Annotated in this window: 22 protein-coding genes; 11 read left to right on the top strand and 11 right to left on the bottom strand. The window is 74.7% G+C overall.

Annotated features, from left to right (window positions below; genetic code table 11):
* The first annotated feature begins 227 nt into the window (after window positions 1–227).
* Window positions 228–1,187 carry an exonuclease domain-containing protein gene (locus ACIBFB_RS22745; protein WP_397233283.1) on the top strand — a complete coding sequence of 320 codons (960 nt, stop codon included), beginning with the start codon at window positions 228–230 and terminating at the stop codon, window positions 1,185–1,187.
* 18 nt (window positions 1,188–1,205) lie between these two features.
* Here the strand turns inward: ACIBFB_RS22745 and ACIBFB_RS22750 are convergent, their stop codons facing one another.
* Window positions 1,206–1,856 (bottom strand): TetR/AcrR family transcriptional regulator, encoded by a 651-nt coding sequence (locus ACIBFB_RS22750; protein WP_397233285.1) that lies wholly within the window; start codon window positions 1,854–1,856, stop codon window positions 1,206–1,208.
* A 107-nt stretch (window positions 1,857–1,963) separates the two neighbouring features.
* Here ACIBFB_RS22750 and ACIBFB_RS22755 point away from each other — a divergent pair, with 107 nt between their 5' ends.
* Window positions 1,964–2,914, top strand: a complete 951-nt coding sequence (locus ACIBFB_RS22755; RefSeq protein ID WP_397233287.1) for a saccharopine dehydrogenase — start codon at window positions 1,964–1,966, stop codon at window positions 2,912–2,914.
* 308 nt (window positions 2,915–3,222) lie between these two features.
* Window positions 3,223–3,945 carry a response regulator gene (locus tag ACIBFB_RS22760; RefSeq protein ID WP_397233343.1) on the top strand — a complete coding sequence of 241 codons (723 nt, stop codon included), beginning with the start codon at window positions 3,223–3,225 and terminating at the stop codon, window positions 3,943–3,945.
* Here ACIBFB_RS22760 and ACIBFB_RS22765 read toward each other — a convergent pair.
* From ACIBFB_RS22765 to ACIBFB_RS22780, 4 genes are all read right to left on the bottom strand, one after another.
* Window positions 3,930–4,574, bottom strand: a complete 645-nt coding sequence (locus ACIBFB_RS22765) for a response regulator (protein WP_397233289.1) — start codon at window positions 4,572–4,574, stop codon at window positions 3,930–3,932. The genes ACIBFB_RS22760 and ACIBFB_RS22765 overlap by 16 nt on opposite strands.
* Window positions 4,562–5,824, bottom strand: a complete 1,263-nt coding sequence (locus ACIBFB_RS22770; protein ID WP_397233291.1) for a sensor histidine kinase — start codon at window positions 5,822–5,824, stop codon at window positions 4,562–4,564. The genes ACIBFB_RS22765 and ACIBFB_RS22770 overlap by 13 nt, the downstream gene beginning before the upstream one ends.
* Window positions 5,825–5,982: 158 nt before the next feature.
* Window positions 5,983–6,939, bottom strand: a complete 957-nt coding sequence (locus ACIBFB_RS22775) for an NAD(P)/FAD-dependent oxidoreductase (RefSeq protein WP_397233293.1) — start codon at window positions 6,937–6,939, stop codon at window positions 5,983–5,985.
* Window positions 6,940–6,982: 43 nt separating this feature from the next.
* Window positions 6,983–7,822 carry a class I SAM-dependent methyltransferase gene (locus tag ACIBFB_RS22780; protein WP_397233295.1) on the bottom strand — a complete coding sequence of 280 codons (840 nt, stop codon included), beginning with the start codon at window positions 7,820–7,822 and terminating at the stop codon, window positions 6,983–6,985.
* Window positions 7,823–7,869: 47 nt separating this feature from the next.
* On the opposite strand from ACIBFB_RS22780, the gene ACIBFB_RS22785 reads away from it, so the two are divergent.
* Window positions 7,870–8,469: a helix-turn-helix domain-containing protein gene (locus ACIBFB_RS22785; protein WP_397233297.1), complete on the top strand. Its 600-nt coding sequence runs from the start codon at window positions 7,870–7,872 to the stop codon at window positions 8,467–8,469.
* 130 nt (window positions 8,470–8,599) lie between these two features.
* Window positions 8,600–9,697, top strand: a complete 1,098-nt coding sequence (locus ACIBFB_RS22790) for a winged helix DNA-binding domain-containing protein (protein ID WP_397233299.1) — start codon at window positions 8,600–8,602, stop codon at window positions 9,695–9,697.
* Between the two features lie 34 nt (window positions 9,698–9,731).
* On the opposite strand, the gene ACIBFB_RS22795 is transcribed toward ACIBFB_RS22790, so the two are convergent.
* Entirely contained in the window at window positions 9,732–10,868 is a 1,137-nt protein-coding gene (locus ACIBFB_RS22795) for a hypothetical protein (RefSeq protein ID WP_397233301.1), read from the bottom strand.
* 278 nt (window positions 10,869–11,146) lie between these two features.
* Window positions 11,147–11,590 (bottom strand): MarR family winged helix-turn-helix transcriptional regulator, encoded by a 444-nt coding sequence (locus ACIBFB_RS22800; protein ID WP_397233303.1) that lies wholly within the window; start codon window positions 11,588–11,590, stop codon window positions 11,147–11,149.
* 77 nt (window positions 11,591–11,667) lie between these two features.
* Between ACIBFB_RS22800 and ACIBFB_RS22805 the strand changes: the two genes are divergently transcribed.
* Window positions 11,668–12,099, top strand: coding sequence for a PaaI family thioesterase (locus ACIBFB_RS22805; RefSeq protein WP_397233305.1), 432 nt, complete (start codon window positions 11,668–11,670; stop codon window positions 12,097–12,099).
* 163 nt (window positions 12,100–12,262) lie between these two features.
* The gene (locus ACIBFB_RS22810) at window positions 12,263–13,591 is read left to right on the top strand and encodes a dicarboxylate/amino acid:cation symporter (protein ID WP_397233307.1); all 1,329 of its coding nucleotides are present in this window, start codon (window positions 12,263–12,265) and stop codon (window positions 13,589–13,591) included.
* A gap of 43 nt (window positions 13,592–13,634) precedes the next feature.
* Here the strand turns inward: ACIBFB_RS22810 and ACIBFB_RS22815 are convergent, their stop codons facing one another.
* Window positions 13,635–14,483 (bottom strand): alpha/beta fold hydrolase, encoded by an 849-nt coding sequence (locus ACIBFB_RS22815; protein WP_397233309.1) that lies wholly within the window; start codon window positions 14,481–14,483, stop codon window positions 13,635–13,637.
* Window positions 14,484–14,506: 23 nt separating this feature from the next.
* The gene (locus tag ACIBFB_RS22820; protein ID WP_397233311.1) at window positions 14,507–15,781 is read right to left on the bottom strand and encodes an MFS transporter; all 1,275 of its coding nucleotides are present in this window, start codon (window positions 15,779–15,781) and stop codon (window positions 14,507–14,509) included.
* Window positions 15,782–16,011: 230 nt separating this feature from the next.
* Between ACIBFB_RS22820 and ACIBFB_RS22825 the strand changes: the two genes are divergently transcribed.
* The 4 genes from ACIBFB_RS22825 (at window position 16,012) to ACIBFB_RS22840 (ending at window position 21,330) form a co-directional block, all read left to right on the top strand.
* Window positions 16,012–16,800, top strand: coding sequence for a DUF998 domain-containing protein (locus tag ACIBFB_RS22825; protein WP_397233313.1), 789 nt, complete (start codon window positions 16,012–16,014; stop codon window positions 16,798–16,800).
* 336 nt (window positions 16,801–17,136) lie between these two features.
* A complete protein-coding gene (locus tag ACIBFB_RS22830) occupies window positions 17,137–18,753 on the top strand; it encodes an alkaline phosphatase D family protein (protein ID WP_397233315.1) in 1,617 nt (538 codons plus the stop codon).
* Window positions 18,754–18,953: 200 nt separating this feature from the next.
* Window positions 18,954–20,135, top strand: a complete 1,182-nt coding sequence (locus ACIBFB_RS22835; protein WP_397233317.1) for an FAD-dependent monooxygenase — start codon at window positions 18,954–18,956, stop codon at window positions 20,133–20,135.
* A gap of 154 nt (window positions 20,136–20,289) precedes the next feature.
* A complete protein-coding gene (locus ACIBFB_RS22840) occupies window positions 20,290–21,330 on the top strand; it encodes a LacI family DNA-binding transcriptional regulator (protein ID WP_397233319.1) in 1,041 nt (346 codons plus the stop codon).
* Here ACIBFB_RS22840 and ACIBFB_RS22845 read toward each other — a convergent pair.
* Both ACIBFB_RS22845 and ACIBFB_RS22850 read right to left on the bottom strand, forming a co-directional pair.
* The gene (locus ACIBFB_RS22845) at window positions 21,314–22,024 is read right to left on the bottom strand and encodes a sulfite exporter TauE/SafE family protein (RefSeq protein ID WP_397233321.1); all 711 of its coding nucleotides are present in this window, start codon (window positions 22,022–22,024) and stop codon (window positions 21,314–21,316) included. The genes ACIBFB_RS22840 and ACIBFB_RS22845 overlap by 17 nt on opposite strands.
* Window positions 22,021–23,424, bottom strand: a complete 1,404-nt coding sequence (locus tag ACIBFB_RS22850) for an amidohydrolase family protein (protein ID WP_397233323.1) — start codon at window positions 23,422–23,424, stop codon at window positions 22,021–22,023. The genes ACIBFB_RS22845 and ACIBFB_RS22850 overlap by 4 nt, the downstream gene beginning before the upstream one ends.
* Between the last annotated feature and the right edge of the window lie 77 nt (window positions 23,425–23,501).

Here is a 23,501-nt window from a genome sequence, read left to right on the forward strand (position 1 = left end):
CTTCGCGTCCACCGTCGTCGGGCACGGTGGGAGGCGCCTCACCGCGACCGGGCGCGGAGCGGGCGACGGCCGCCCGGGCGGTCCCGCGGCGCCACCGCTCCCCCTCGCCGGAGCGCCGCGAACCGGCTGATCGCTCCCGCCGTTCCACCCGTTCGGCCCACGCACGCGGCGCGGTACCGGTACGCTCGACCGTCGACGGGCGGCGACGGACGAACGGGAGGTGCGCGGTGGCCGACACCTGGACCGCGATCGACTTCGAGACCGCCAACCAGGACCGCGGCAGCGCGTGCGCGGTCGGGCTCGTGCGCGTGGTCGACGGCGTGCCGGTGGAACGCCACTCGACCCTCATCCGACCGCCCGACCCCGTCCGCCACTTCTCCCACCACAACATCGCCGTCCACGGGATCACCGCGGCCGACGTCGCCCACGCCCCGACGTGGGACGCCGTGTGGCGGCGGATCCTCGACTTCGCCGACGGCGGCGCCCTGGTCGCGCACAACGCCTCCTTCGACATGGGCGTCGTGCGCCGGGCGTGCGCCCACACCGGGCTCGGCCACCCCGCGATCGACTACGCGTGCACACTCGCCCTGTCCCGCCGCACCTGGCGCGCCCTCGCCGACCACCGCCTGCCCACCGTGTGCGCGCACATCGGCCACCGCGTCACCCGCCACCACCGCGCCGACGCCGACGCCGAGGCGGCCGCCCGCATCATGATCGCCGCCATGTCCGAGCACGGCACCACCTCGCTGGGCGAGGTGTCCCGCGCCGCTGGACTGCGCCTGGGCCGACTGGACGCGGTGGTCTCGCCGGCCCCCGTCACCGCCCCCTCCCCCGCCGCGCCCGCCGCTGACCGGTTCGACCCGTGGCGGCGGGCCGCCGAGGCCCCGATGCCCGAGCCCTCTCCCGACGCCGACCCCTCCGGCCCCCTGTTCGGGCGCACCGTGTGCGTGTCCGGCGACCTGGCCGCGATGGACAAGCCCGAGGCGTGGCGGCGCGTCGCCGAGGCGGGCGGCCACCCCGCCAGGAACGTCACCCGGAGCACCGACGTGCTCGTCGTCGGCGCCCACGCGGGGGCCGGGAAGACCGCCAAGCACCGCCGTGCCGAGACCTACCGTGAGCGCGGGCAGCGCATCGACGTCATCACCGAGGCCGAACTGCTCTCCCGGCTCGGCATGACCGGCGCCTGAGCCCCGGGCGCGGCCCGCTCAGCCCGCCTCCGGGGCGGACGCCAGATCGGTCAACTGGCGCAGCAGGGCGTCGACGGCCCAGGCGCGCCACCGGTCCGCACTCCAGCCGCACCGGACGGTGTACAGGGTGAACACCTCCGGACTGAGCAACGCGAGCGCGGTGTCGGCGGCCTCGTCCGCGGACAGGCCAGGCCGCAGCGCCCCGCGTTCGGCGAGCCGCTCGGCGAACACGCGCTGCACGGCCCTACGCTGGTCGACGTTGGCCCGCCACAGGGCACGCAGGTCGGCGTCGGAGTCGGCCGCGCCCCGCACGACCTCCGACAGCGGCGCCACCCGCTCCATGACCGACGCGGTCCCGGCGGCCTGGAGACGGATCTGCTCGCGGGCGTCCGGGGCGGCCAGCGCCGCCCGCACCCAGGGGCGGTCCAGCGTGGCCACGGGTTCGGCGTCCCCCGCGACCGCCTGGTCCAGCGCTTCCTTCAGGACCGCCGCCTTGGTCCCGAACGCGTTGTAGACGGTCTGCGCGGCCACCCCCGCCTCCGCGGCCACGCTCTGGATGCTGGTGGCCGCGTAGCCCCCCGCGGTGAACAGCCGGGCGGCCGCCTCGGCGACGCGGGCGCGGGTCGCGCGAGTGCGGGCGAGGCGCCCGTCGGTGCTCCGTGTGCTCATGGCCACCCTCCTCCGAATTGACTGTAGTGTAACTCCAATTATCTTAATTGAGTGTCACTACAGAAACCGGCGCCGCCGTGTGCGGCACCGTGTCAAGGGAGGACGACATGCGGGTTCTGGTACTGGGCGGCTACGGAGCGGTGGGGTCCCTGGTCACCGAACGGCTGCGCGCGGACGGCCACACCTGCTGGGCCGCCGGGCGCGACCCCGGGCGCGCCGACCGCGTGGTGGACGCCGGTGCGCCGGAGTCGGGCGGTTTCCGCGACGCGGTGGAGGACGTCGACGTGGTCGTCAACGTCTCCGGTGCGGAGGACCCGGCCCTGGTCGCCATCGCGGCGGAGCGCGGCGCGGCCTTCGTCGACGCCACCGCCGCCCACACCTACGTCGCGGAGGTGGAACGGCTCGCCCCGCGTGCCCCCGTCCTGCTCAACGTCGGGCTCGCCCCGGGGCTGACCAACCTGCTCGCCGCCGACGTGCGCCCGCACGCGCCCGCCGGAGCGGCGATCGACCTCGCCGTGGTCCTGGGCGCGGGCGAGGCACACGGCGCGGCCGGCTCGGCGTGGGCGTACGGGCTGCTGGGGCGGGTCTTCCCCGACCCGGACACCGGGACGCCGGTACGCAACTTCACCCGCCCCTCGGTGTTCGCCCTGCCCGGTCAGGGCAGGCGGCGCCTGTACCGGACCGACTTCTGCGACCAGCACGTGCTGACCCGCGACCTCGACCGCCCGGTGCGCACCTACTTCGGACTCGACTCGCGACCGCTCACGGTGGCCCTGGCCGGACTCACCCGGATCCCGGGAGCCCGCCGTCTGCCGACCGGACTCCACCTGCCCGGTTCCGACGCCTGGACGGTGCTCGCCCGCACCGGGGAACACGTGCGCTGGGCGCGTGGGCACGGCCAGTCACGCGCCACCGCCGCGCTGACCGCGTGGGCCGCCGTCCTGGCGGACGGGCTGGAGGTCGGCGTGCACCACCTGCACGGGGTGGCGAGCCTGGCCGACCTGCCCGAAGACCTGCCCCTGACCCTCGGCGGCGCATCCCAGCCGACCGCCGGGTGAGCGCAACCGCCGTGGCCGCACCGGAGGATGGTCGGCCGCGCGGATCGGACCGTGGGCGGACATCGCGGGGGCGCGTCCGACCACGGTCCGACGGCGCCCCCGGCTTCGAGGGGCCCATGTGGCTGGGGTGGCTGGTGGCCACGGCTGTGGGCCTGCCCTTGGTCGTCCGGCGGCGGTGGCCCCTCTCTGTGCTGGCCGCCGTCCTGGCCGGGTCGGTCGCGGCCACACTCCTGGACATCACCCGCGAGCCCTACACCGCCGCCCTGGTCTGGCTGTTCGTCGGAGCGGCGTGGGGCGTCGGCCTCGCCGTGCGGGCCGGCCGGGAACGCGCGGCGCGCGAGGAGCGGTGGGCGGCGGAGCGCGCACTGGTGGAGGAACGGCTGCGTCTCGCACGAGAGCTGCACGACATCGTCTCGCACGGTCTCGGCGTGATCGTGGTCAGGGCGGGTGTGGCCGGGCACGGCCCTGACGTCGAGCTCGCCCGCCGCTACCGGCCCGACCTGGTGCTGATGGACGTGCGTATGCCCGGCACGGACGGGATCGAGGCCACCCGCGTCATTCGTGAGGACCCGCGGACCTCCCGGACGCGGGTCCTGGTCCTGACCACCTTCGACCTGGACGAGTACGTGGACGCGGCACTGCGCGCGGGGGCGGCGGGTTTCCTCCTCAAGGACACACCCCCCGCCGACCTGCTCTCGGCCGTGCGCGTCGTCGCCTCCGGCGAGTCCTTGCCGTCCCCGTCGGTGACGCGTCGACTCATCGCCGAGTTCGCCCGGCTGCCCGCCTCGGGTGGCGGCCCCGTCCGCTCGCTCGACGGGGTGACCGGTCGGGAGACCGAGGTGCTGGCGCTCATCGCACGCGGGCTGTCCGACACTGAGATCCGAGACAGTCTCCAGATCAGCGCCGCCACGGTCAAGACGCACGTCGGAAGGCTGCTGGCCGAACTCGGCGCGCGGGACCGGGCCCAGCTGGTGATCGCCGCCTACGAGTCCGGGCTGGTCAGAGCGGTCCTACCTCACGAGCCCAGGTAGCGCAGCACCGCCAGCACGCGGCGGCTGTAGCCGGTGGTGCGGGCGATCCCCAGCTTGTCGAAGATCGCGTTGACGTGCTTCTCCACCGCGCTGACCGACACGTGCAACCGCTCGGCGATGGCGGTGTTGGCCAACCCCTGGGCCATGCGCTCCAGCACGTCGCGCTCGCGCGGGGTGAGCGCGGTCAACGGGTCGACGCGGGTGCTGCGGGCCAGCAGGCGGCGCACCACCTCGGGGTCGAAGGCGGCGCCGCCCGCGCGCACCCGCTCCAGCGCGTCGAGGAACTCCCCCACCTCCGAGACCCGGTCCTTGAGCAGGTAGCCCACGCCCCCGGAGGACCCCGAGAGCAGTTCGGCCGCGTACCGCCGCTCCACGTACTGCGACAGCACGAGCACCGCCACGGAGGGGTGGTCGGCGCGTACGCGCAGGGCCGCGCGCAGTCCCTCGTCGGTGTGGGTCGGGGGCATGCGCACGTCCACCACGGCGGCGTCGGGCGTGTGCTCGGCGACGGCGGAGAGCAGGGTGTCGGCGTCCCCGACCGCGGCCGCGACCTGGTGCCCCTCCTCCTCCAGGAGCCGCACCAGTCCTTCCCGCAGCAGGACCGAGTCGTCGGCGATCACCAGGCGCATGAGGGCTCCGTGTTCGTGGGTGCGGTGGGTCGGTCGGTGAGGGGCACGTGCGCGCGCACGACGGTGGGACCGCCGTCGGGGCTGTGCACGGACAGGGTCCCGTCGAGGGCGCGCACGCGGCGAAGCAGGCCGGTCAGCCCCTGGCCGCGCGGGTCGGCGCCGCCGTGGCCGTCGTCGGACACGCTCAGTTCGACGCGGGTGCGGTCGGCGCGCACCCGGACCCGCACCCGGTGGGGGCGGGCGTGCTTGACGGCGTTGGTGATGGCCTCGCGCGCCGCGAAGTAGACGGCGGTCGCGGCGGCGGGCGGCAGCGGGTCGGGCAGGTCGCACTCGACCGCGACGGGCAGCGGGGCGCGTTCCGCGATCTCGTGCAGGGCCGACTCCAGCCCGAGCGTGTCCAGCGCCGTGGGGTAGACCCGCCAGGCCACCTCGCGCAGTTCGTCCAGCAGGACCCGGGTCTGTTCGTGCGCCTGGCCGACCAAGCGGGCGGCGCGTTCGGGGTCGTCGCCCCGCTGGGCCCTGCCGAGCAGCATGGCCAGCGCCACCACGCGCTGTTGGACGCCGTCGTGCAGGTCGCGTTCGATGCGGCGGCGTTCCTCGTCGACGGCGCGGACGATCCCCGAACGGCTCCGGGACAGTTCGTCGATGCGCCGCGTGAGCAGGTCCTCGGTGCTGGGGCCCAGGATCCGGCGGGCCAGTGACCGGTCCAGCGCGGTGACCCCGGCCAGGGCGCCCCACAGTCCCAGGAAGGTGATGAGGGCGAACGCGGTGCCGAGGGCGATCGTGGAGGTGGACAGACTCACCCCGGGCAGGGTGATCCACACCTCCGACGCGGTGCCGGTGACCGCCTCCCACACGGTGCCCCCGGCGAACAGCGCCCACAGCCCGCCGAGCACGAACAGGATCGCCGCCGTCACGGCCGCCACCACCAGTCTGACGCCCAGGTACAGCATCCGTGGCGCCGTGTGCGGGGACGCGTGGAGACCCAGCCCCGCCCAGCGGGACAGGCGGCGCAGTTCCAGGTCGGCGATCACCCGCACACCCGCGGCGAGCGCGGGCGCCACCCGCCGCCGGGTGCGGGGCCAGGCAAGGGCGGGCAGCGCGGCCGCCGCCAGCGCGGCCCCGGCCATGGTCAGGGCGGCCGTGCCCAGCCCGGCCAGGACCGCTGCCAGGATCCGCGCGTGCCCGCCCACGCGCGCGGCCGCCGCCGTGGTCCGGGCCCGAACGTCCCGCCGTGTCGCCGCCGCCACCGTGCTCTCCCCCTCCGCTGGCCGGTCGGCGCAGCACCGACGACTCTAGCGGCCGGTCCGCGGCCGGGCCCTGGGGTGCGCTGCCGGGGCGGTTGCGGGGACCCTCCGGTCGCGGGGTGGGGGAGACCGCAGGGAACCCCGCCCACCGGGCGCGGACCTCACGCGGCGGCGTACCGCTCGGCGCGGGCGCGCACCGCCGTGTCCGCGTCCTCGGCGACCAGGTCGGCGTTGATCGCGGTGGCGGCCGCGACCCCCGCTCCCTCCGCGGCGGCCACCATCGCCGCCAGATCGCTCGTGTTCCCGGCCGCCCAGACACCGGGCAGGTCGGTCCTGCCCATGGGTCCCGTGGCGACGAACGCGCCCATGGGGTGTTCGGTGAGCGTGCCGCCGAGTTGTTCGAACAGGTCCGAGCGGGCGACGAACCTGGGCATGACGGTCACCGCGTCCACCGGGAACTCGTGTCCGTCGGCCAGGACGACCGCCCGCAGGACACCGCGGTCGGTGCGCAGCATCCGCACGAGGCCGTCCACGACCTCCACGCCCAGTCCGGCCAGCCGCTCCCACGCGTCGTCGTCGGGGTCGGGCATGGTGTGGACGAACAGGGTGACGTGCTCGCTGAGCTGGCGGAACATCATCGCCTGGTGGACGCTCGCCGGGCTGGTCCCCAGGACGCCGATCCGCCGTCCGCGCACCTCCCACCCGTGGCAGTAGGCGCAGTGCAGCACGCTGCTCCCCCACAGTTCCCGCACTCCGGGCACATCGGGGAGTTCGTCGACCAGCCCCGTCGCGAGCAGCAGCCGACGCGCGCGCACGACCGTGCCGCCCGCGAGGCCCAGTTCGAACCCGCCGCCGCGCCGACGCGCGGTGACGGCGCGGTCGTCGTGGAACCGCGCTCCGTACTCCTGCGCCTCGCGGCGGCCCGCCGCGAGCAGGTCGCGGGGTGCGATCCCGTCCTGCCCGAGGACGTTGTGCGCGCCCTCGGCCGGGGCGTTGCGCGGCTCGCCGGCGTCCACGACCACCACCGAGCGCAGTGACCGGGCCAGTGTGACGGCCGCGCTCAATCCGGCGGGGCCGCCGCCGACGATCGCGGTGTCCGTCGTCTGATAGGTGTCCACTGGGCATTCCTTCCGTGTGCGGTCGAATCGGGCGCGCGTCCGGTCAGACGCGGTGCGCCGCCCAGGCCGTCCGGCTTCCCCGTACCGCCACGTCGCCGCGGTGTGTGATCGCGTGGGGTCCGTCGTCGGCGAGCAGGCGGTCCAGGGTGTCGAGGTCGCCGGCGTCCAGCCGACCGGCGAGCGCTGACCGGACGCGGCGCAGGTAGAGCCGCGCGTAGCGGCGCGCGCTCGGCGGCGCCGGGTGGACCGCGATGTCGAATCCGCGTTCCTCGGCGACCGCGAAGCCGGCCCGCTCCAGGTGCGGCCCCCAGTTCGGGTGCGCGTTCCAGCGGCCCAGGTCCCCGATCTCGTGACAGCGTTCCTCCAGTCCGGGGCGGCCGATCCCGAGGTCCTCGGGCAGGAAGCGCGGTGGTGCGTCCATCTCGACCACGACGAGCAGGCCGCCGGGCCGGAGCGCCGCGTACAGGTCGGTGAGGAGCCGGTCGGGGTCCGCGACGTGGTGCAGCGAGGAGGAGGCCCACGCGAGGTCGAGCGTGCCGACGGGGGGCCAGGCCGCGTCCAGGTCGGCCTCGACGACGCGCACCCGGTCGCCCTCCCCCCGTTCCCGGGCGGTGTCGCGCAGGCGGTCGAGCATGAGCGGTGACCGGTCGACCGCGACGACGCGGGCCTCGGGGAAGCGCCGGGCGAGCGCCAGGGTGCCCGTGCCGGTTCCGGCGCCGACGTCGGCGACGAGGCCGGGCGCCGCGTCCGTGTGCCCGTCGGCCCAGGCGGTGAGGTCGTCCAGGTACGTCCCGAGGGCCTCGGCGTCCAGGTCTAGCAGGTCGGCCGTGCCCGCCTCGTGGTCGTGGGTGCGGTGACGGTGGTGTCGAGGGTGTCGTTCCATGTCTTCACGCTAACCGTGCCATGCTCACTGCGCATACACTCTTGCTCATGGAGCAAGAATTCGATCTGGACGCCGTGATCCGCCAGCGCATCCGCGGTCTGCGGCTCGCCCGCGGTTGGACCCTGGACGCGCTCGCCTCCCGCTGCGGCCTCAGCCCGTCCAATCTGAGCCGCATCGAGACCGGCCGCCGCAGGATCGCCCTCGACCAGTTGGTTCCCATCGCCCGTGCCCTGGACACCACGCTCGACCAGCTCGTGGAGTCCGCCGACGACGAGGACGTGGTGATCCGGCCCCAGCCCTGCCGGACGGCGGGGCTGACCAGCTGGCTGCTCTCACGCGAGCGCTCCCTGCACGGCGTGACCGTGGCGAAGATGCGCATCACCCCGGACCGGCCGACCGGCCCGGAACACCTGTGCGTGCACCCCGGCCGCGAGTGGTTCACCGTGCTGTCCGGCACCGCCCTGCTGCGTCTGGGCGAACGCACCATCCTCATCCAGACGGGCAACGCGGCCGAGTTCTCGACCATGACCCCGCACGTCGTCGGCGCGCACGAGGGGCCGGTGGAGATCCTCACCATCCTCGACCACGACGGCGAGCGCACCCACCTCCACGACGGCCACGGACACGCGGCACCCAGGACGCCGTGAGTGGAGGACACCAACTGACCTCCATTCCTGCGACGGTGGTCGCGGACGTCCGGAGACGGATCCGGACGCCCGCGACCGAAGGGAACGGCGCCACCGTGACGACGTGCGCACCGGGACGGACCGTGATCCGATGACCGTCCTCGACGACCGCGCGCTCAACCGCGCGACCCTCGCGCGGCAGCTGCTGCTCGACCGCTCCGACGCACCCGTCCTCGACGCCGTGGCGCACGTGTGCGGCCTGCAGGCACAGGAACCGCAGGAACCCTTCGTCGGCCTGTGGTCGAGGCTGCGCGCCTTCGACCCGGCGGCGCTCTCGGAGCTGCTGACCGGGCGGCGGGTGGTGCGGACCCATCTCATGCGCCGCACCGTCCACCTGGTCACGGCCTCCGACGTCCTCGCCTGGCGGTCGCGCCACGACCCCATGCTCCGCCAACGTGTCCTGGGGGTCTACCGCCGCGACCTCGACGGGGTGGACCTGGACGAGCTCGCGGCGGCGGGACTGGAGGCGATGGCCGACGGCGAGCCGCGCACGACGGCCGAGCTGGTGCGGGCGGTCGCCGGGCGCTGGCCCTCGGTCCCGGCGCGGGCCCTGGGCGAGATGCTGGGCGCCCTCCTGGCCCTGGCGCAGGCGCCGCCGCGGGGACTCTGGAAGGTGAGGGCGGGGGTGCGCAACGTGCTGCTCGCGTCCTGGCTGGACCGCGGGATCGAGCCCGCGTCCACGGACGGTTCCGACCCCGTGGGACAGGCGATGGTGCGCCGCTACCTGGCCGCGTTCGGCCCCGCGACCTCGACCGACCTGCGCGCCTGGTGCGGTCTGGCCGGGCTGCCGGCCGCGGTGGCCGCGGTGCGCGACGAACTGGTGGGCTTTCGCGACGGACTCGGCCGCGAGCTGCTCGACCTGCCCGACGCGCCGCGCCCCGACCCCGACACGCCCGCTCCGGTGCGGTTCCTCCCGGCGTTCGACAACGCGATCCTGGGCTACCAGCACCGCGCACGGATCATCGACGACGCCCACCGGGGCCTGTCGGTCGCAGGCGAACGGGTCGTCCTGGTCGACGGCCGGGCCGCCGCGACCTGGACCGTGGAGGCGGACACCGTCGTCGTCACACCCCTGGGCGTCCTGTCCCGGGCCGAGCGTGACGCCGTCGCGGAGGAGGGACGGGCGTTGGCGGGGTTCCTGTCCGACGGCGGCGGACAGCGCGTACGCGTCGCCGCGACCGCCTCCTGACACCGCACGGCCGCGCGGTGCCAGGAGGTGCGGCTCAGGTGTGGCTGGCGTACCGCAGGATGGCGCCGCTGTCCCCGCTGGGCTCGCCGTTCTCGCGCAGCTCGGTGAACCCGGAGTCGGACATCACGGCCGAACGCAGCATCAGCGCGCTGGCCGGCGCCCGGAAGGCCGATTCCGGGTCGTCCATGTCGGTGCGGTGCGAGCTCACCAGGATCGGCTCGGTGGGAGATCCCCACAGCTGGGGTTCGCGGTCCCGCGCGGCGCCGAGCAGCAGTGTACGCACCCGGGCCTCGGACAGCATCGGCAGCGTGGGCTCGGTCCCCGACACCGCCTGGTCGTGCGCGAGTTTGCGGTGGTACTCGGCGGCGACGTGCTCCTGCCCCTGGACGACGAACTCCCGCAGCGCCTCGGCCGCGGCCTCGTGCAGCCGCTCCTCGGCGTCGGGACCGCCGCGCCCGCCCGCGACGAGCAGGATCGGCACGTCCAGGCGGCGTTCGGACAGGTTGTCGCGCAGGTAGGAGATGGCCTCCTGGTCACCCCCGACGAAGATCACCGCGGCGTCGACCTCGGCGACCGCGTCCCGCACGTGCTGGGCGACCTTGGCGGTGTTGTCCCGCCACATGTCCTGGGCGACCGACTTGCCGGGAAAGCGGCCGTTGTAGCCGCCCAGGTTGCCGGGGCCGCCGCGGCTCATGACGTCGATGCCGTGCAGGTTGTCCCCGGTGACGTCCCGCTCGGAGGCGGGTCCGTGGCTGGGGTAGGCGGGGTAGGCGGTCACGCGCGCGTTGACGCGGTCGAGTGCCACCAGCACGAAGGGCTGGTGGCGGTCCCGGTCGACGGCCACGGGAAGGACGTCGGGGACGGGCGACCACGTGGCGCGGTCCTGGCGCGGGGGTTCGGTGAGCGTGTGGGAGGACAGCAGCTGTCCCTCGGAGGCGAACAGGGACTGGCCGTGCGTGCCGAAGGCCTGGGAGTCCCCTCCGCCCACGGCCTCCTCCAGGGCGTCGAGTGTGCCCTCGTCGGTGCCCAGGACGGCCAGCTCCTCCCGAAGGTGGCGCCAGCGCAGCTCGATCTCCTTGTCGGCTTCCCTGTTGCCGCGGCTGGTGTCCAGGTGCACCGAGGCCACCGGGGCACCGCTCTCGTACAGCGGACGCAGAAAACCAAGGTCCATGATCGCGCGGGGCGCGTCTCACCCGCCCCGCCCACCTCCTTCTCAGGGTCGGCCGTCAGGCCATCCTGGGTTCCATGGTGCTCCCGACCGGTGGTCGGCACGTCGGTCCAGACGCGCTCCTTGCCCAAGGATGTCCTGGGCTTGCCCGAGCGCGGTCGCGGCGTCGGCCCGACGGCCGCACTCCGGCGACACCGGTCGGGCGGCCTCCCGGGGGGCCAGGCCAGGTAGAACGGGCGCTGTGCGAACGCCTGCGCCCGACGTCCGCGGCGGTCCCGGCGTCAGGGGCCGGGCGCCTCCTCCGGCTCCCAGTGGGCGAGCGCGTGCAGGGCGGCGTTGGTCTGCGCGAACCCCTGGTCGCCCAGCAGGGCCCGCATCTGGCCGTTGAACCGGTCGATCTCGGGTTGGGCGGCGCTCAGGGCGGCCGCGCCGTCGTCGGTCAGCTCCAGGACCACGGCGCGGTGTTCGCTGGGGTGCGCGCGCTTGGCGACCAGACCCGCCCTGACCAGGCGGGAGACCAGCGCGGTGACGGCGGACTCGCGCAGCCCCAGGACCTGGGCGAGCTGGCGCTGGGTGGTGCCCGGATCGCCGCGCACGGCGAACAGCGCGCCGAGCTGCGCGGTGGTGATCCCGGCCGCGGCCTGGAGGCGGCGGTCGGTGGTCGTGCGCAGCCGGTGCGCGGCCCGTTGGAGGAGGAAGTACAGGCGCTGGTCGGGCTCGGACATGTGTCGATCTTGACAGAGGCGCCGCGGACACGACATGGTCACTTCACCAGTGAAGTGAACTCGGATCGAGGTGAGCCGTGAACGAGACCCTGGACCTGGCGGTCGCACGGAAGGTGTTGGAGGCCCAGCCGTTCAGCGTCCTGCTCGGGGCCCGCCTCACCGCCTTCGGGGACGGCGCCGCCACGCTGGAGCTGGACATCCGCGACGACCTGCGCCAGCAGAACGGGTTCGTGCACGGCGGTGTGCTCAGTTACGCGGCCGACAACGCGTTGACCTTCGCCGCGGGCACCGCGGTCGGGCCGCGCGTGGTCACCGCGGGCTTCTCCGTCGACTATCTGCGCCCCGCGCGCGGCGCCGTGTTGAGCGCCCGGGCGCGGGTGGTCCGGGCCGGGCGTACCCGCGTGGTCTGCCGGTGCGACCTGTACACCCTGGACGAACGGGGCGAGGAGACCCTGTGCGCCGTGGCCCAGGGCAGCGTCGCGGTGGCCGGGGCCGCGGGCGGCTCCTGAGCCCCGCGTGGGACGCGGGAGCACCGGTCCCGGTCAACGGTCGGCCTTCCGGACAGGGGGCCGGGGCCACTGTGTCACGACCGGATACCCGATCGTGACGTGTCGTCGGCGTCACGGATCGGTATGAACCGATCACCCGTTCCCCCATCGCGTAAGGACGACGATGTCCACCACCACCCACGAGGAGCCGCGCTCGCCGTGGCGGCGCTACCTCGACATCCCCCTCATCTGGAAGATGGCCGTCGCCCTGGCCGCCGGAGTGTGCTTCGGCCTGGCCGCCAACGCCCTGGGCTGGCAGGACTGGGCCCTGCCCGTCCTGGAACCCCTCGGCGAGCTCTTCCTCCGCCTGCTGCGGATGCTGATCTTCCCCCTGATCATCACCACCCTGATCACGGGCGTCGCCTCGCTCTCACCGCAGCGGCTGGGCCGCATCGGCCTCAAGGTCCTGGCGTTCTACCTGGTCACGTCGGCCGTGGCGATGACCGTCGGGCTGTCGCTGGCCCTGGCGGTCTCCCCCGGCGCCGGGCTCGACGTCCCCGCACAGGGCCAGGAGGCGCCGGAGCCGACCTCGGTCTCCGAGGTCCTGCTCGACATCGTGCCCGCCAACCCCTTCCAGGCCCTGGCCGAGGGCAACGTCCTGGCCGTGATGTTCGGCGCGATCGTGACCGGTCTGGCCCTGGCCTTCATGCTCGGCAGCGGCGACGACCGCGTCCAGGGGCTGGGCGTGCTGCTCAGGCGTGTGGTCGACGGCGCGGTCGAGCTGGTCTTCAGGGTCGTGCGCGGCGTCCTGGAGTACGCGCCGGTCGGTGTGTTCGCGCTGATCGCCGCCGTGCTCGCCGACACGGGCACCGAGGTGCTGCTGCCACTGGTGCGGCTGACGGCGGTCGTCTACGGCGCGATCGCCGTCCAGATCATCGCCTACGTTCTCATCCTGGCGCTGTTCCGCGCCCAGATCGGACGGTTCTTCGCCGCAGCCAAGGACCCGATGCTCACCGCGTTCGTCACCCGGTCCAGCAGCGGCACCCTCCCGGTCACCACGCAGGCGGCCAAGCGGATGGGCGTGCGCGAGGGCGTCTACGGCTTCAGCCTGCCCCTGGGCGCCACCGTCAACATGGACGGCACCGCGATCTACGTCGGCGCCGCCACCGTGTTCGTGGCCAACATCGCCGGGGTCGAGCTCACCGTCGGCCAGCTGCTCACGGTCGTACTGGTCGGCGTCCTGGCGTCGATCGGCACCGCGGGGGTCCCCGGCGCCGGACTGGTCATGCTGTCGATGGCCGTCACCTCGGTCGGGCTTCCCCTGGCCCCCGTGGGATGGGTCGCCGGGATCGACGCGATCCTCGACATGGGCCGGACGATGTGCAACGTCACCGGCGACCTGACCGGCACCCGGGTCGTGGCCGGGACCGAGCGGGGCATGCTCGGCGATCCGGACGCCCCGGAGGATCCGCCGGGCGGCGCCGGCACCGGGGCCGCCCCCGCCCGGGAATGACGCGCGTGGTGTGCCCCGGGCGCTCGGCCCGGGGCACACCGGCTCACGCCGACCGGCTCCGCACGCTGGTGCGGTTGCGTTCCAGGAACCGGCGCAGGGTCCCGTTGAACCGCTCCGGCCGCTCCAGGTTGGGCAGATGGGCGGCCCCCTCCACGATCTCCACCACCGAGTCCGGCACGAGCACGTGCATGCTCTCGGCCAGCTCCGGTGGTGTGAAGGGGTCCTCCCTGCCCGCCACGAGCAGGGTCGGACACGAAACCCGGGGCAGCAACGGGACGTGGTCGGGACGCCCGGCCCGACCGCGGAGGGCGGCCGCGGCCCCCTCCGGCGGCGCCGCGCACATCATCGCGCGCACGTGTGCGGCGACCTCGGGCATCTCACGCGCGTTGGCCGGGCTCACCATGCCCACGAGCACCTCGTCGGCGTACCCGGCCATGCCCTCGGCCGCCAGCCGCGCCGCCATGCGCTGGCGGTCCCGCCGGCCCCGCTCGGTCTCGGGGTGCGGTGTGGTGGCCGCCAGGGTGAGCGTGTCGACCCCGTCGGGGAAGAGCCGGTACAGCTCCAACGCGACCTGGGCGCCCATGGACAGCCCGACGATCCCCACCACGCTCAGGTCCAGGTGGTTGAGCAGGGCCGCCAGGTCGCGGGCGAACGTCTCCAGGGTGGTGGTCCCCGGCACGACCGAGCTGCGCCCGTACCCGCGCAGGTCGGGGGCGATGACCCGGTAGCCGCGCCCGGCCAGCGCCCGGATCTGCGGGTCCCACATCGTCCGGTCGAAGGGATGGCCGTGGATCATCAGGAGCGGGTACCCGGCTCCACGGTCGGTGTAGCTGATGTCGATCCCGCGCACGGAGGCAGTGCCCGGGCTGTCGGTGTTCGCGGTGTTCGTCATCTGATATCCCACGGGTACCGATGCTAGAGCCTCGCACACGACCTGTCTCGGGTCCGTCGCGCACCGGGACGCGCCCACAGCGCCGACGCCACGAGATAGGGGGCCGCGAGCAGGGCGAACGTCCCGGCGTGCCCGAGAAAGACGAATACACCGGCGTACACCGCGTAGGTGGAGAGGATGAACAGGTCGGTGCCCGACCGCGCCAGTGAGGTGACCGTCGCGCGGCTGGGACCCGTGATGGCGGACTGGAGCCGGGCATCGGCGAGCACCTCCGCCGTCTGGCACGCGCCGAAGCCCACACCGACCAGAACCCAGCCGACGGGGCCGCCCAGCAGGGCGCCCGCGGCCAGGGCGATCCCGGCGACCGCGAGCAGTGCCGGCCGGGCGCGCCCGGGCAGGCGTTCGGCCCACCCGGCGCAGAGCCCTCCGACGGTGGCTCCGATCCACGCCACCAGGACGACCAGGGGTACCAGGTCCTCCGGGGTCCCGGCCTCGACGGCCAGCAGGGGGACGTACTCGTCCAGCACGCCCCAGAACGTGGCGACCACGACCACGAGCAGGATCGCGGCGCGGACGGACCGACGGGAGCGGGCCTCGGACAGTCCGGCGCGCAGCGCGGCCACGTACGCGGACGGGGTCTCCCCGTCAGCGGCATCCGGGCCGCCGCCGGCCGGGTCGTCCGTCCCGTCACCGGCTGTGGACGCCGCCGCGGCCGAGCGGTGCTCGGGCAGCGCCAACGCCGCCACGGAGCACAGCACGCACGCGGCGACGCTCGCCGCGCCGATCGCCGGGTAGCCGCCCGCCGCCATGACGGGCACCGCGAGCAGCGCCGATCCGCCGACGGCCGCCACGCCCAGCGCCCGCGTCACACCCATGACGCGGGCGTAGCGGTCGGCGGCGCCCCGACGGTCCAGTTCGGTGTGCACCAGCGCCTCCAGGGCGCCGGAGGACAGGGCGCCGCCCGCGCCCCAGAGCACGAAGCCGAGTGCGAACGCCCAGTAGGAGGGCGCCACCAGCCACAGGGTGAACGCGGCGGCGGTCAGCAGCGGGGCCGCCGCCAGCAGGTAGCGGCGCGGGACCACGTCGGCCCAGACCCCGGCGGGCAGGCCGAGGAGGACACCGGAGGCCGACCACAGGAAGAACAGGGAACTGATCTGGACCACCGACAGTCCGTGGTCCTGGAACAGCAGTGCGTACAGGGGGTAGAGGAGGACGAACTCCTCGGTCGCCGCGTAGGCGTACAACGGCAGGGTGAGACGGGACGTGCGCGCGCCGGGCGCACGGGAGTGGGTTCGCATCGAGGTCTTTCGGTCGCACGACAGGGGACACCGGGGACGCGGTGCTCCCGGTGGACCTCGGACGCGTGCCGTGGACCGGCCTGTGGCGGAGGATCAATGTCGTTCGCGCATGCCCGCATCCTATGTCTGGCGCGCGGTGCGGTTCCAGGGGTTTTCCGCGCCTCCGCGACGCCCGGCTCCCAGCGCCTCGCGCCCTTTCGCGCGCGGGCCTCATGCGGTAGGGAGGGGGCGTGGACGGGACGGCGATCGGAGACGGCATGGACGGCTCACGCACGACACGGACACTGCTGTGGGCGGGGGTGGTCGGCGGGCCGCTGTTCGTCGTCGGGTTCCTCGTGGCCGGGGCGGCGCACACCGACTACGACCCGGTCCGCCACCCGGTGAGCGGCCTCGCCCTGGGCGAGTACGGCACGGCCCAGACGGTGAACTTCCTCGTCGCGGGGGTGCTGGGGGTGGCCCTCGCGCTGGGGTTGCGCCGTGCACTGTCTCCGCGTCGGCCCGGCCCGGGGCGGGATCCGGCGGTCGGCGGTGGGCGCCCGGGCGGCCACCGCGTCCCGGGGTCGGTGTGGACACCGCTGCTGGTGGGTGCCTACGGGGTCGGTCTGTTCGGTGCGGGCGTGTTCGCCACCGACCCGGTCGGCGGCTTCCCGCCCGGGACCCCCGAACGGCTGACGTCCTACAGCGCCGCGGGCGCGCTGCACGACGCCTTCTCCGCCCCGGTGTTCCTGTGCCTGCCCGTCGCGATGGGCGTCATGGCCCGCGCGATGGCCCGGTGGGGGCGGCCCGGATGGGTGGCGTACTCGCTGGTCACCGCCGTGGTGTTCGTGGTGTGCTTCGTCCTGGCCAGCCTGGGGTTCGCCCAGGCGGAGGGGTGGGCGCCGCTCGGCGGACTGTTCCAGCGGATGTGCCTGGTCAGCGGCCAGCTGTGGCTGACCCTGCTGGGCCTGTACCTGCTGGGCGCGCGGCCGTTCGCGGGCCGGCCCCCCACGCCGCCCCCGGTGGCCGCGACCACGGTCTGACCGCGCCCGCCGCGACCGTCGCCCGGTCCCTGCGCGCCACCGTCCGCTCGCGCGGGTGCCACGTCCTCGCCGAACGCTCCGAGCACGGCGTGCCGGAGTTCCCCGAACGACACGACGGGAATGTCGCCGCGCGTCGTCACATGGGTGCGTATGGTGTCGATCCAACGGTGTCGCTACCGAGTGGACCGGAACGGCGACGGATCGTCGTCCGATCGTCACTCTCCATCGACCAACGTTCACCGTCCGCTGGTTGGGGCGTACCGGATCGCGTGGCCGGATAGGGGACGGCACCTCTCGCCCCCCAGGGGCGAGCCGCCCCTACCCCCAGGAGCCCGCATGTCCCACACCCCCGCCCCCCACTCCCCCGCGCTCCTCGCCTCCCCGGTCCCGGCGTCCTCGGCGGCCCTCCACGCGGCGACCCGCCGCCAGCTGCTGGTGGGCGGCGCGGTCGGGCTGAGCGCCGCCGCCCTGGGCACGTTCGGCGGCGCCGAGGCCCTCGCCGACACCACGTCCCGTGCGAGCCGGATCGCCGAACCCTTCACCCTGGGCGTGGCCTCCGGCGACCCGCTCCCCGACAGCGTGGTGCTCTGGACCCGTCTGGCCCCCCGACCGCTGGCCGACGACGGCCGCGGCGGCATGCCGGACTGGCGCGTCCCCGTCCAGTGGCAGGTCTCCGAGGACGAGCGGTTCCGCCGCATCACCGCCACCGGCACCGTGGTGACCGAACCCGACCAGGCGCACGCCGTGCACGTGGAGGTGGAGGGCCTGCGCCCCGGCGCCGAGTACTTCTACCGCTTCCGCTGCGGCCGCGAGGTCAGCCCGGTGGGCCGGACCCGCACCGCCCCGGCCCCCGGCGCGCGCGTCGACCGGTTCGCGTTCGCCTTCGCCAGCTGCCAGAGCTACACCAACGGCCACTACACCGCGCAGGCGCACCTGGCCCGGGAGGACCTGGACCTGGTCGCGTTCCTGGGCGACTACATCTACGAGACCGGCGACCAGGGCGAGATCGGGCGCGGCCACTATCCGCCCAGGGAGATCCGGACGCTGGCCGAGTACCGTCTGCGGCACGCCCAGTACAAGTCCGACGGCGACCTGCAGGCCGCGCACGCCGCCTTCCCCTGGGCGGTGGTCTTCGACGACCACGAGCTGGAGAACAACTGGGCCGACGACCACTCCGAGGACGGGAACGTTCCCCCGGAGGAGTTCCTGCTGCGGCGCCAGGCGGCGTTCCAGGCCTACTACGAGCACATGCCGCTGCGCCGCGCCCAGCGCCCGACCGGCCCGGACCTGCGCCTGTACCGCAGACTCCGGTTCGGCGACCTGGTGGACATGCACCTGCTGGACACCCGCCAGTACCGGGACGTGCAGGTGCCCGACGTCGACCGCGGCGATCCGGACCGCACCCTGCTCGGCGCCGAGCAGCGCCAGTGGCTGCTCGACGGACTGACCGACTCCCGGGCCCGCTGGAACGTCCTCGCCCAGCAGGTGTTCTTCTCCCAGCGCGACTTCGCCGACGGGGACGCCGTCAACGTCAGCAACGACGCCTGGGACAACTACCGCGTCGAGCGCGACCGCGTCCGCGACCACCTGGCCACGGTCGACAACCCCGTGGTCATCACCGGCGACGTGCACGCCAACTACGTCGTCGACGTCAAGGCCGACTTCGACGACCCGACCTCGGCCACCGTCGCCGCCGAACTGGTCGGCACGTCCTTCACGAGCGGACGCGACGGGGTCGAGCAGAACCCGACCGACGCGATCCAGCTCCAGGAGAACCCGCACATCCACTTCATCAACCGCAGGCGCGGCTACGTGCGCAACGTCGTCACCCCGACCGAGTGGACGGCCGACTACCGCGTGGTCGACTACGTCTCCGAGCCCGGCGCCCCCATCACCGACCGCGCCCGATTCGTCATCGACGCGGGCACGCCCGGGGTGCGGCCGCGGGGCTGAGTCCCGCCGCCGGTCCGCACCGGCCGCCGCCTCGCAGCGGCGGCCGTGCCGCGGTCCGGCGCGGCACCGAGGACGGCGGTGCGGGGCACATCCCCGGACCGGGCCGAACGGCCGATGCCCCGCCCCGGTTCCCGCTCCTCCCGAACCCGGATGTACTACTAATCGTAGTACTACGCAATGTCGCGAATGTGGGGTCGGGTATGCGCGTGCTCATCGTCGGAGCCGGAATCGCGGGTACGGCGGCGGCCAGGGGGTTCCTGGCCGCCGGGCACGAGGTGACCGTGCTCGAACGGGCGCCCGCGCCGCGCGACACCGGCTGCGCCGTCATCCTGTGGCCCAACGGCACCACGATCCTCGGCGACCTCGGCGTGCGCCTGGACGGAGCGGGAGAGCGCATCGACGCCGTCGACGTCCACAGCGCGCGCGGACGCCCGGTGATGTCCGTGGACACTCTGCGGCTGGGGGAACGGTTCGGCGCCCCGACCCTGGGGATCACGCGGCCGACCCTGCTCGCACGACTCGTCGAGGGAGTTCCCCAGGAGATCTTCCGCTTCGGCGCCCGCTGCGCACACGTCCGCGACGACGGCCAGGCCGTGCGGGTGGTGACCGAGGACGGCGCGGAGTACACGGCCGACCTGCTCGTCGGCGCCGACGGCGTCCACTCCCGGGTGCGCACCGCGCTCTTCGGGTCCGAGCCCGCGCTCGCCGCACGGCCGACCGGCGCGGCCACCTGGCAGGGCCTGATCGAGGCGCCGTTCGACCTCGCCTCACGGGCCCGGATGTACCTCGGTCGCGAAGGCGGGGTCGGGATCAACCCCGCGGGCGAGGGGAAGGTCAACTGGCTCATCGACCTGCGACTGAGCCGGGAAGGCAGCGAGGCCGCACCGGAGGAGGCGCTCGCCCTGCTCCGAAACCGGTACCGCGCGTGGGCGCCCCCCGTCACCGGGCTCCTGGACGCGTTGACGGAGAAGGACCTGGAGCTCTTCCCCCACCGGCGGCACCCGGCTCCGCTGCGGTGGTCGAGCGGCCGGTGCGCCCTCATCGGCGACGCCGTGCACGCGATGCCCCCGATCCTGGCCCAGGGAGCGGGACAGGCGCTGGAGGACGTCGCGGCCCTGGTGCGGGCCCTCGACGGTGTCGGCGACGGAGCCACGCCGGATGTGGCGGCGGCCCTGGACGCGTACGGTTCCCGTCGTGACCGTCAGGCCACGCGCGCCGCCGACACGGCCGCCCAGGGCATCGCGACCTCGGGGCCGCGGACCCTGCTCCAGAGCGAGGCCGCCCTGCGCGGCGCCGTCCTCATGCCCCGGGGCGCGGCCACCCGGATGTTCGGGAGGATGCTCGGCGGGGTCAGCACCAGGCTGTCACCCCCTCGGTCCTGAGGTCAGGTGTGCGCCACCGCGGGACGCCGACGCGGGGTCCCGCCGCGCCGAGCGCCGCGGCGGGCGGTCCACGGGCCGCGGCGCCGCGGCCCCCGCGCACTACGATGGTGCGCACCGACCCAGCGCGCACGCCGCAGACCGAGGAGCCGTACCCATGCCCACGCCCGGCAGGCGACCGACCATCGCCGACGTCGCCGCGGCGGCGGGTGTCTCCCGTACGACGGTGTCCCACGCGCTCAACGGCATCGGCAAGGTCGACCCCCGCACCCGTGAACGCGTCCGCCGGGTCGCCGCCGAACTGGGGTACCGTCCGAACCTGCGCGCCCAGCGGCTGCGCAAGGGGCAGGCCAAGGCCATCGCGCTGGCCTCCTCCATGCCGCTGGCCGTCGCGGGCGGCCCCGCCCGGCTGGGCTTCTACATGGAGGTCGCGGCGGCCGCCGCCGAACGCGCCCTCACCCACGGCTACGCGCTCGTCCTCGTCCCCCCGGTCGAGTCAGGGTCGGGACTGGAGTCGGTGGACGTCGACGGCGCGATCGTCGTCGAACCCGACCGGGACGACCCGGTCGTGCGCGAGCTGACCGCGCGCGGCCTGCCGTACGTGTCGCTGGGCCGCCAGACCGGCCCCGGAGAGGACGCCCCGCACGTGGACCTGCACGGCGGTCCGGTCGCCGAGCTCCTCCTGGACCACCTGCGCGAACGGGGCGCCCGCCGCCCGGCGCTCATCACCGGTGACGGCGAACGCCACTCCTACACCGACGTGCGCGCGGCCTACGGGCGCGCCGCCGCCGAACACGGCTGGCCTCCGGTACGCGCCGCCGCGCCCGAGTCCGGCGGCGAGCGGGCCGGGTACGAGGCCTGCGCGCGGCTCCTGCGCGACCACCCCGACGTCGACGCCGTCTGCGCCATGGTCGACACGTTCGCGGTCGGCGCGGTCCGGGCGATCGCGGACACCGGACGCTCGGTGCCCGACGACGTCCTGGTGGTCACCCGCTACGACGGCATCCGGGCCCGCACCTGCGAGCCACCGCTCACCGCCGTCGACCTGCACCTGGACGAGGCCGCGGCGGGCGCGGTCGAACTCCTGCTCGACCGCATGCGCGGCGACGCCTCCCGGTCCGTCGTCCGGGCGCCCCGCCCCGACCTCGTGGTGCGGGCGTCCACCTCCCCGTCGCCCCCGCTCAGATCCCGACCATGAGCACCCCGCCCGACACCAGCGCGAACGCCAGGACGGTCGCGCGCATGCGCACGGCGTCCAGGTGCCGGTGGGTGAGCCGACTCAGCCCCACACCCACCGCCACGGCCGGGACGGCCAGCAGAGCGGGCGTGAGCTGTGCGGGTTCGGCCTGACCGAAGGCGAACAGCGCCGCCAGGGAGGCGACCTCCCCGGCCAGGAAGCAGACGGCGACCGTGGCACGCAGCTCGGGGGGCGGTCGGTGCTGGTAGACCAGCGCCAGCGGCGGGCCGCCCACCCCGGTGGCCGTCTCCGTCAGCCCGGTGACGGCTCCGGCGGCCAGGTAGGCGCGCCGGTTCGGCGTGAACGACGGCGCCAGCAGGCTGACGGCCGCGGCCAGCACCGTCGCCGCCCCGACGAGCAGGCCCAGGCGGTGCTCGGGGACCACCACCAGCAGGCCCGTCCCGGCGGGCGTGGCCGCGATCCGCGCGACCGTGATCCACCCCGCGCCGCGCAGGTCCAGCGCCGACCGTTCGCGCCAGGCCACGTAGAGGTTGAGCGGGATCATCACCGCCAGCAGGAACACCGGCAGGAGCTCGGGGGCGACGATCCCGACCACCGGGGCGACGATGAGCGCGAACCCCAGTCCGCTGCTGCCCTGGACGAAGGCCGCGACCGCCACGGTCACGGCCACCAGCGCCACGACGGTCGGGGTCACGACCGCACGCTCCGCGCCCGGTGCTCGGCGGACACGGGGTGGACGCGGGTGATCGGGGCGTGTGCGACGACGTCGCGGCCCGCACGGGCCGCCTCCGCGACCAGCGCGCGGCCGTCCCAGTCGCGTGGCCAGCCCCTCCACAGCCGCAGCCGTCCGGCCACGACGACGGCGGTGATCTGGTCGCGTCCGGTGACGCGCACGAGTTCCCACGGCAGGTCCCAGGACGGGGTGAGTTCGGGGACCGCCAGGTCGATGAGGAGGTAGTCGGCGGCCGTGCCCTCCGCGATCCGGCCGGTGAGCCCCCCGAGCCCGACGGCGTCGGCGCCCAGGGCGGTCGCGTGCTCCAGCCAGGTCCAACCGCCCCCGCAGGAGGAGTCGCCCGTCTGGAGGCCGTGGGTGAGGCGTTGGGCGGTCTCGGCGGCGTCGACCAGGCGGAACGCGTCGCCGCGGGTGCCGTCGGTGCCGAGCCCGAACCGGATTCCGGCCTCCGCCATCGCCGTGGCGGGGGCGACGGCGTTGCCCTTCCAGGCACTGGCGACGGGGTTGTAGCTGACGGCCGCACCGGTGTCCCGCAGCAACGTGAGTTCGCGGGGGGTGAGCAGGGTGGCGTGCGCGGCGAGGAGCCGGGGGCCCAGGACGCCGAGGGCGTGGAGGTACTCCAGTGGGCGGCTGCCGAACGCGAGGAGTCCGCGTTCGACGCCCGCGAGGTGTTCGTTGACGTGGATCTGGAGCGTCGCTCCGGCCTCCTCGGCCAGGTGGGCGGCGGCGCACAGGGTCGGCGCGGTCGCGGACTCGGGTGTGGGCACGGCCAGGGAGGGGTGCAGCAGGGGATGGTGTTCGTAACGGGACAGGTGTTTCTCCGCCGAGGCCAGGGCTTCGGCGGCGGGGGCGGCGCGGCCCGCGGGGTCGGGGGTGTCGGTGCAGACCTGGCCGAGGACACAGCGGATCCCGGCGTCGGCGGCGGCCTGGCCGACGACACCGGTGTCGACGGGGGCGCGGGTCCCGGCCTCGGCGACGGTCGTGAATCCGCCGCGCAGGGACTCCAGGGCGGCGAGCTTGGCGGAGAGGTAGGCGCTGTCCTCGTCGAGGGCGCCTTCGAGGGGGACCCACACGCGGCGGAAGATCTCCGAGGGTTCACCGAAGGCGAGGGAGGAACCCAGGCTCTGGGTCAGGTGGTGGTGGGCGTCGACGAAGCCGGGCATCAGCATGTGCCCGTCCAGGCGGCGCGGGCTGAGGTGGGGGTGCTCTCGGACGAGGCGCTCGGCCGGTCCGACGGCGCGGAACGTCCCGTCCGCGACCACGACGGCGTGGTCGCGGACGGGGCCGTCCGGCAGCAGCAGCACCTCCGGGACCAGCAGTGACGTGTCGGCGTCGAGGTGGTCCGGGCTGGGCTCGCTCATGGTTCCTGTTCCTTGTCGGGGGCGGTCGCCCCGTCGCTGGTGGTGGGAGGGGCCGGAGGACCCGCCCGCGCCGTCGG

The sequence above is a fragment of the Nocardiopsis sp. NPDC050513 genome (genome assembly GCF_044457925.1).
Lineage (GTDB): Bacteria > Actinomycetota > Actinomycetes > Streptosporangiales > Streptosporangiaceae > Nocardiopsis.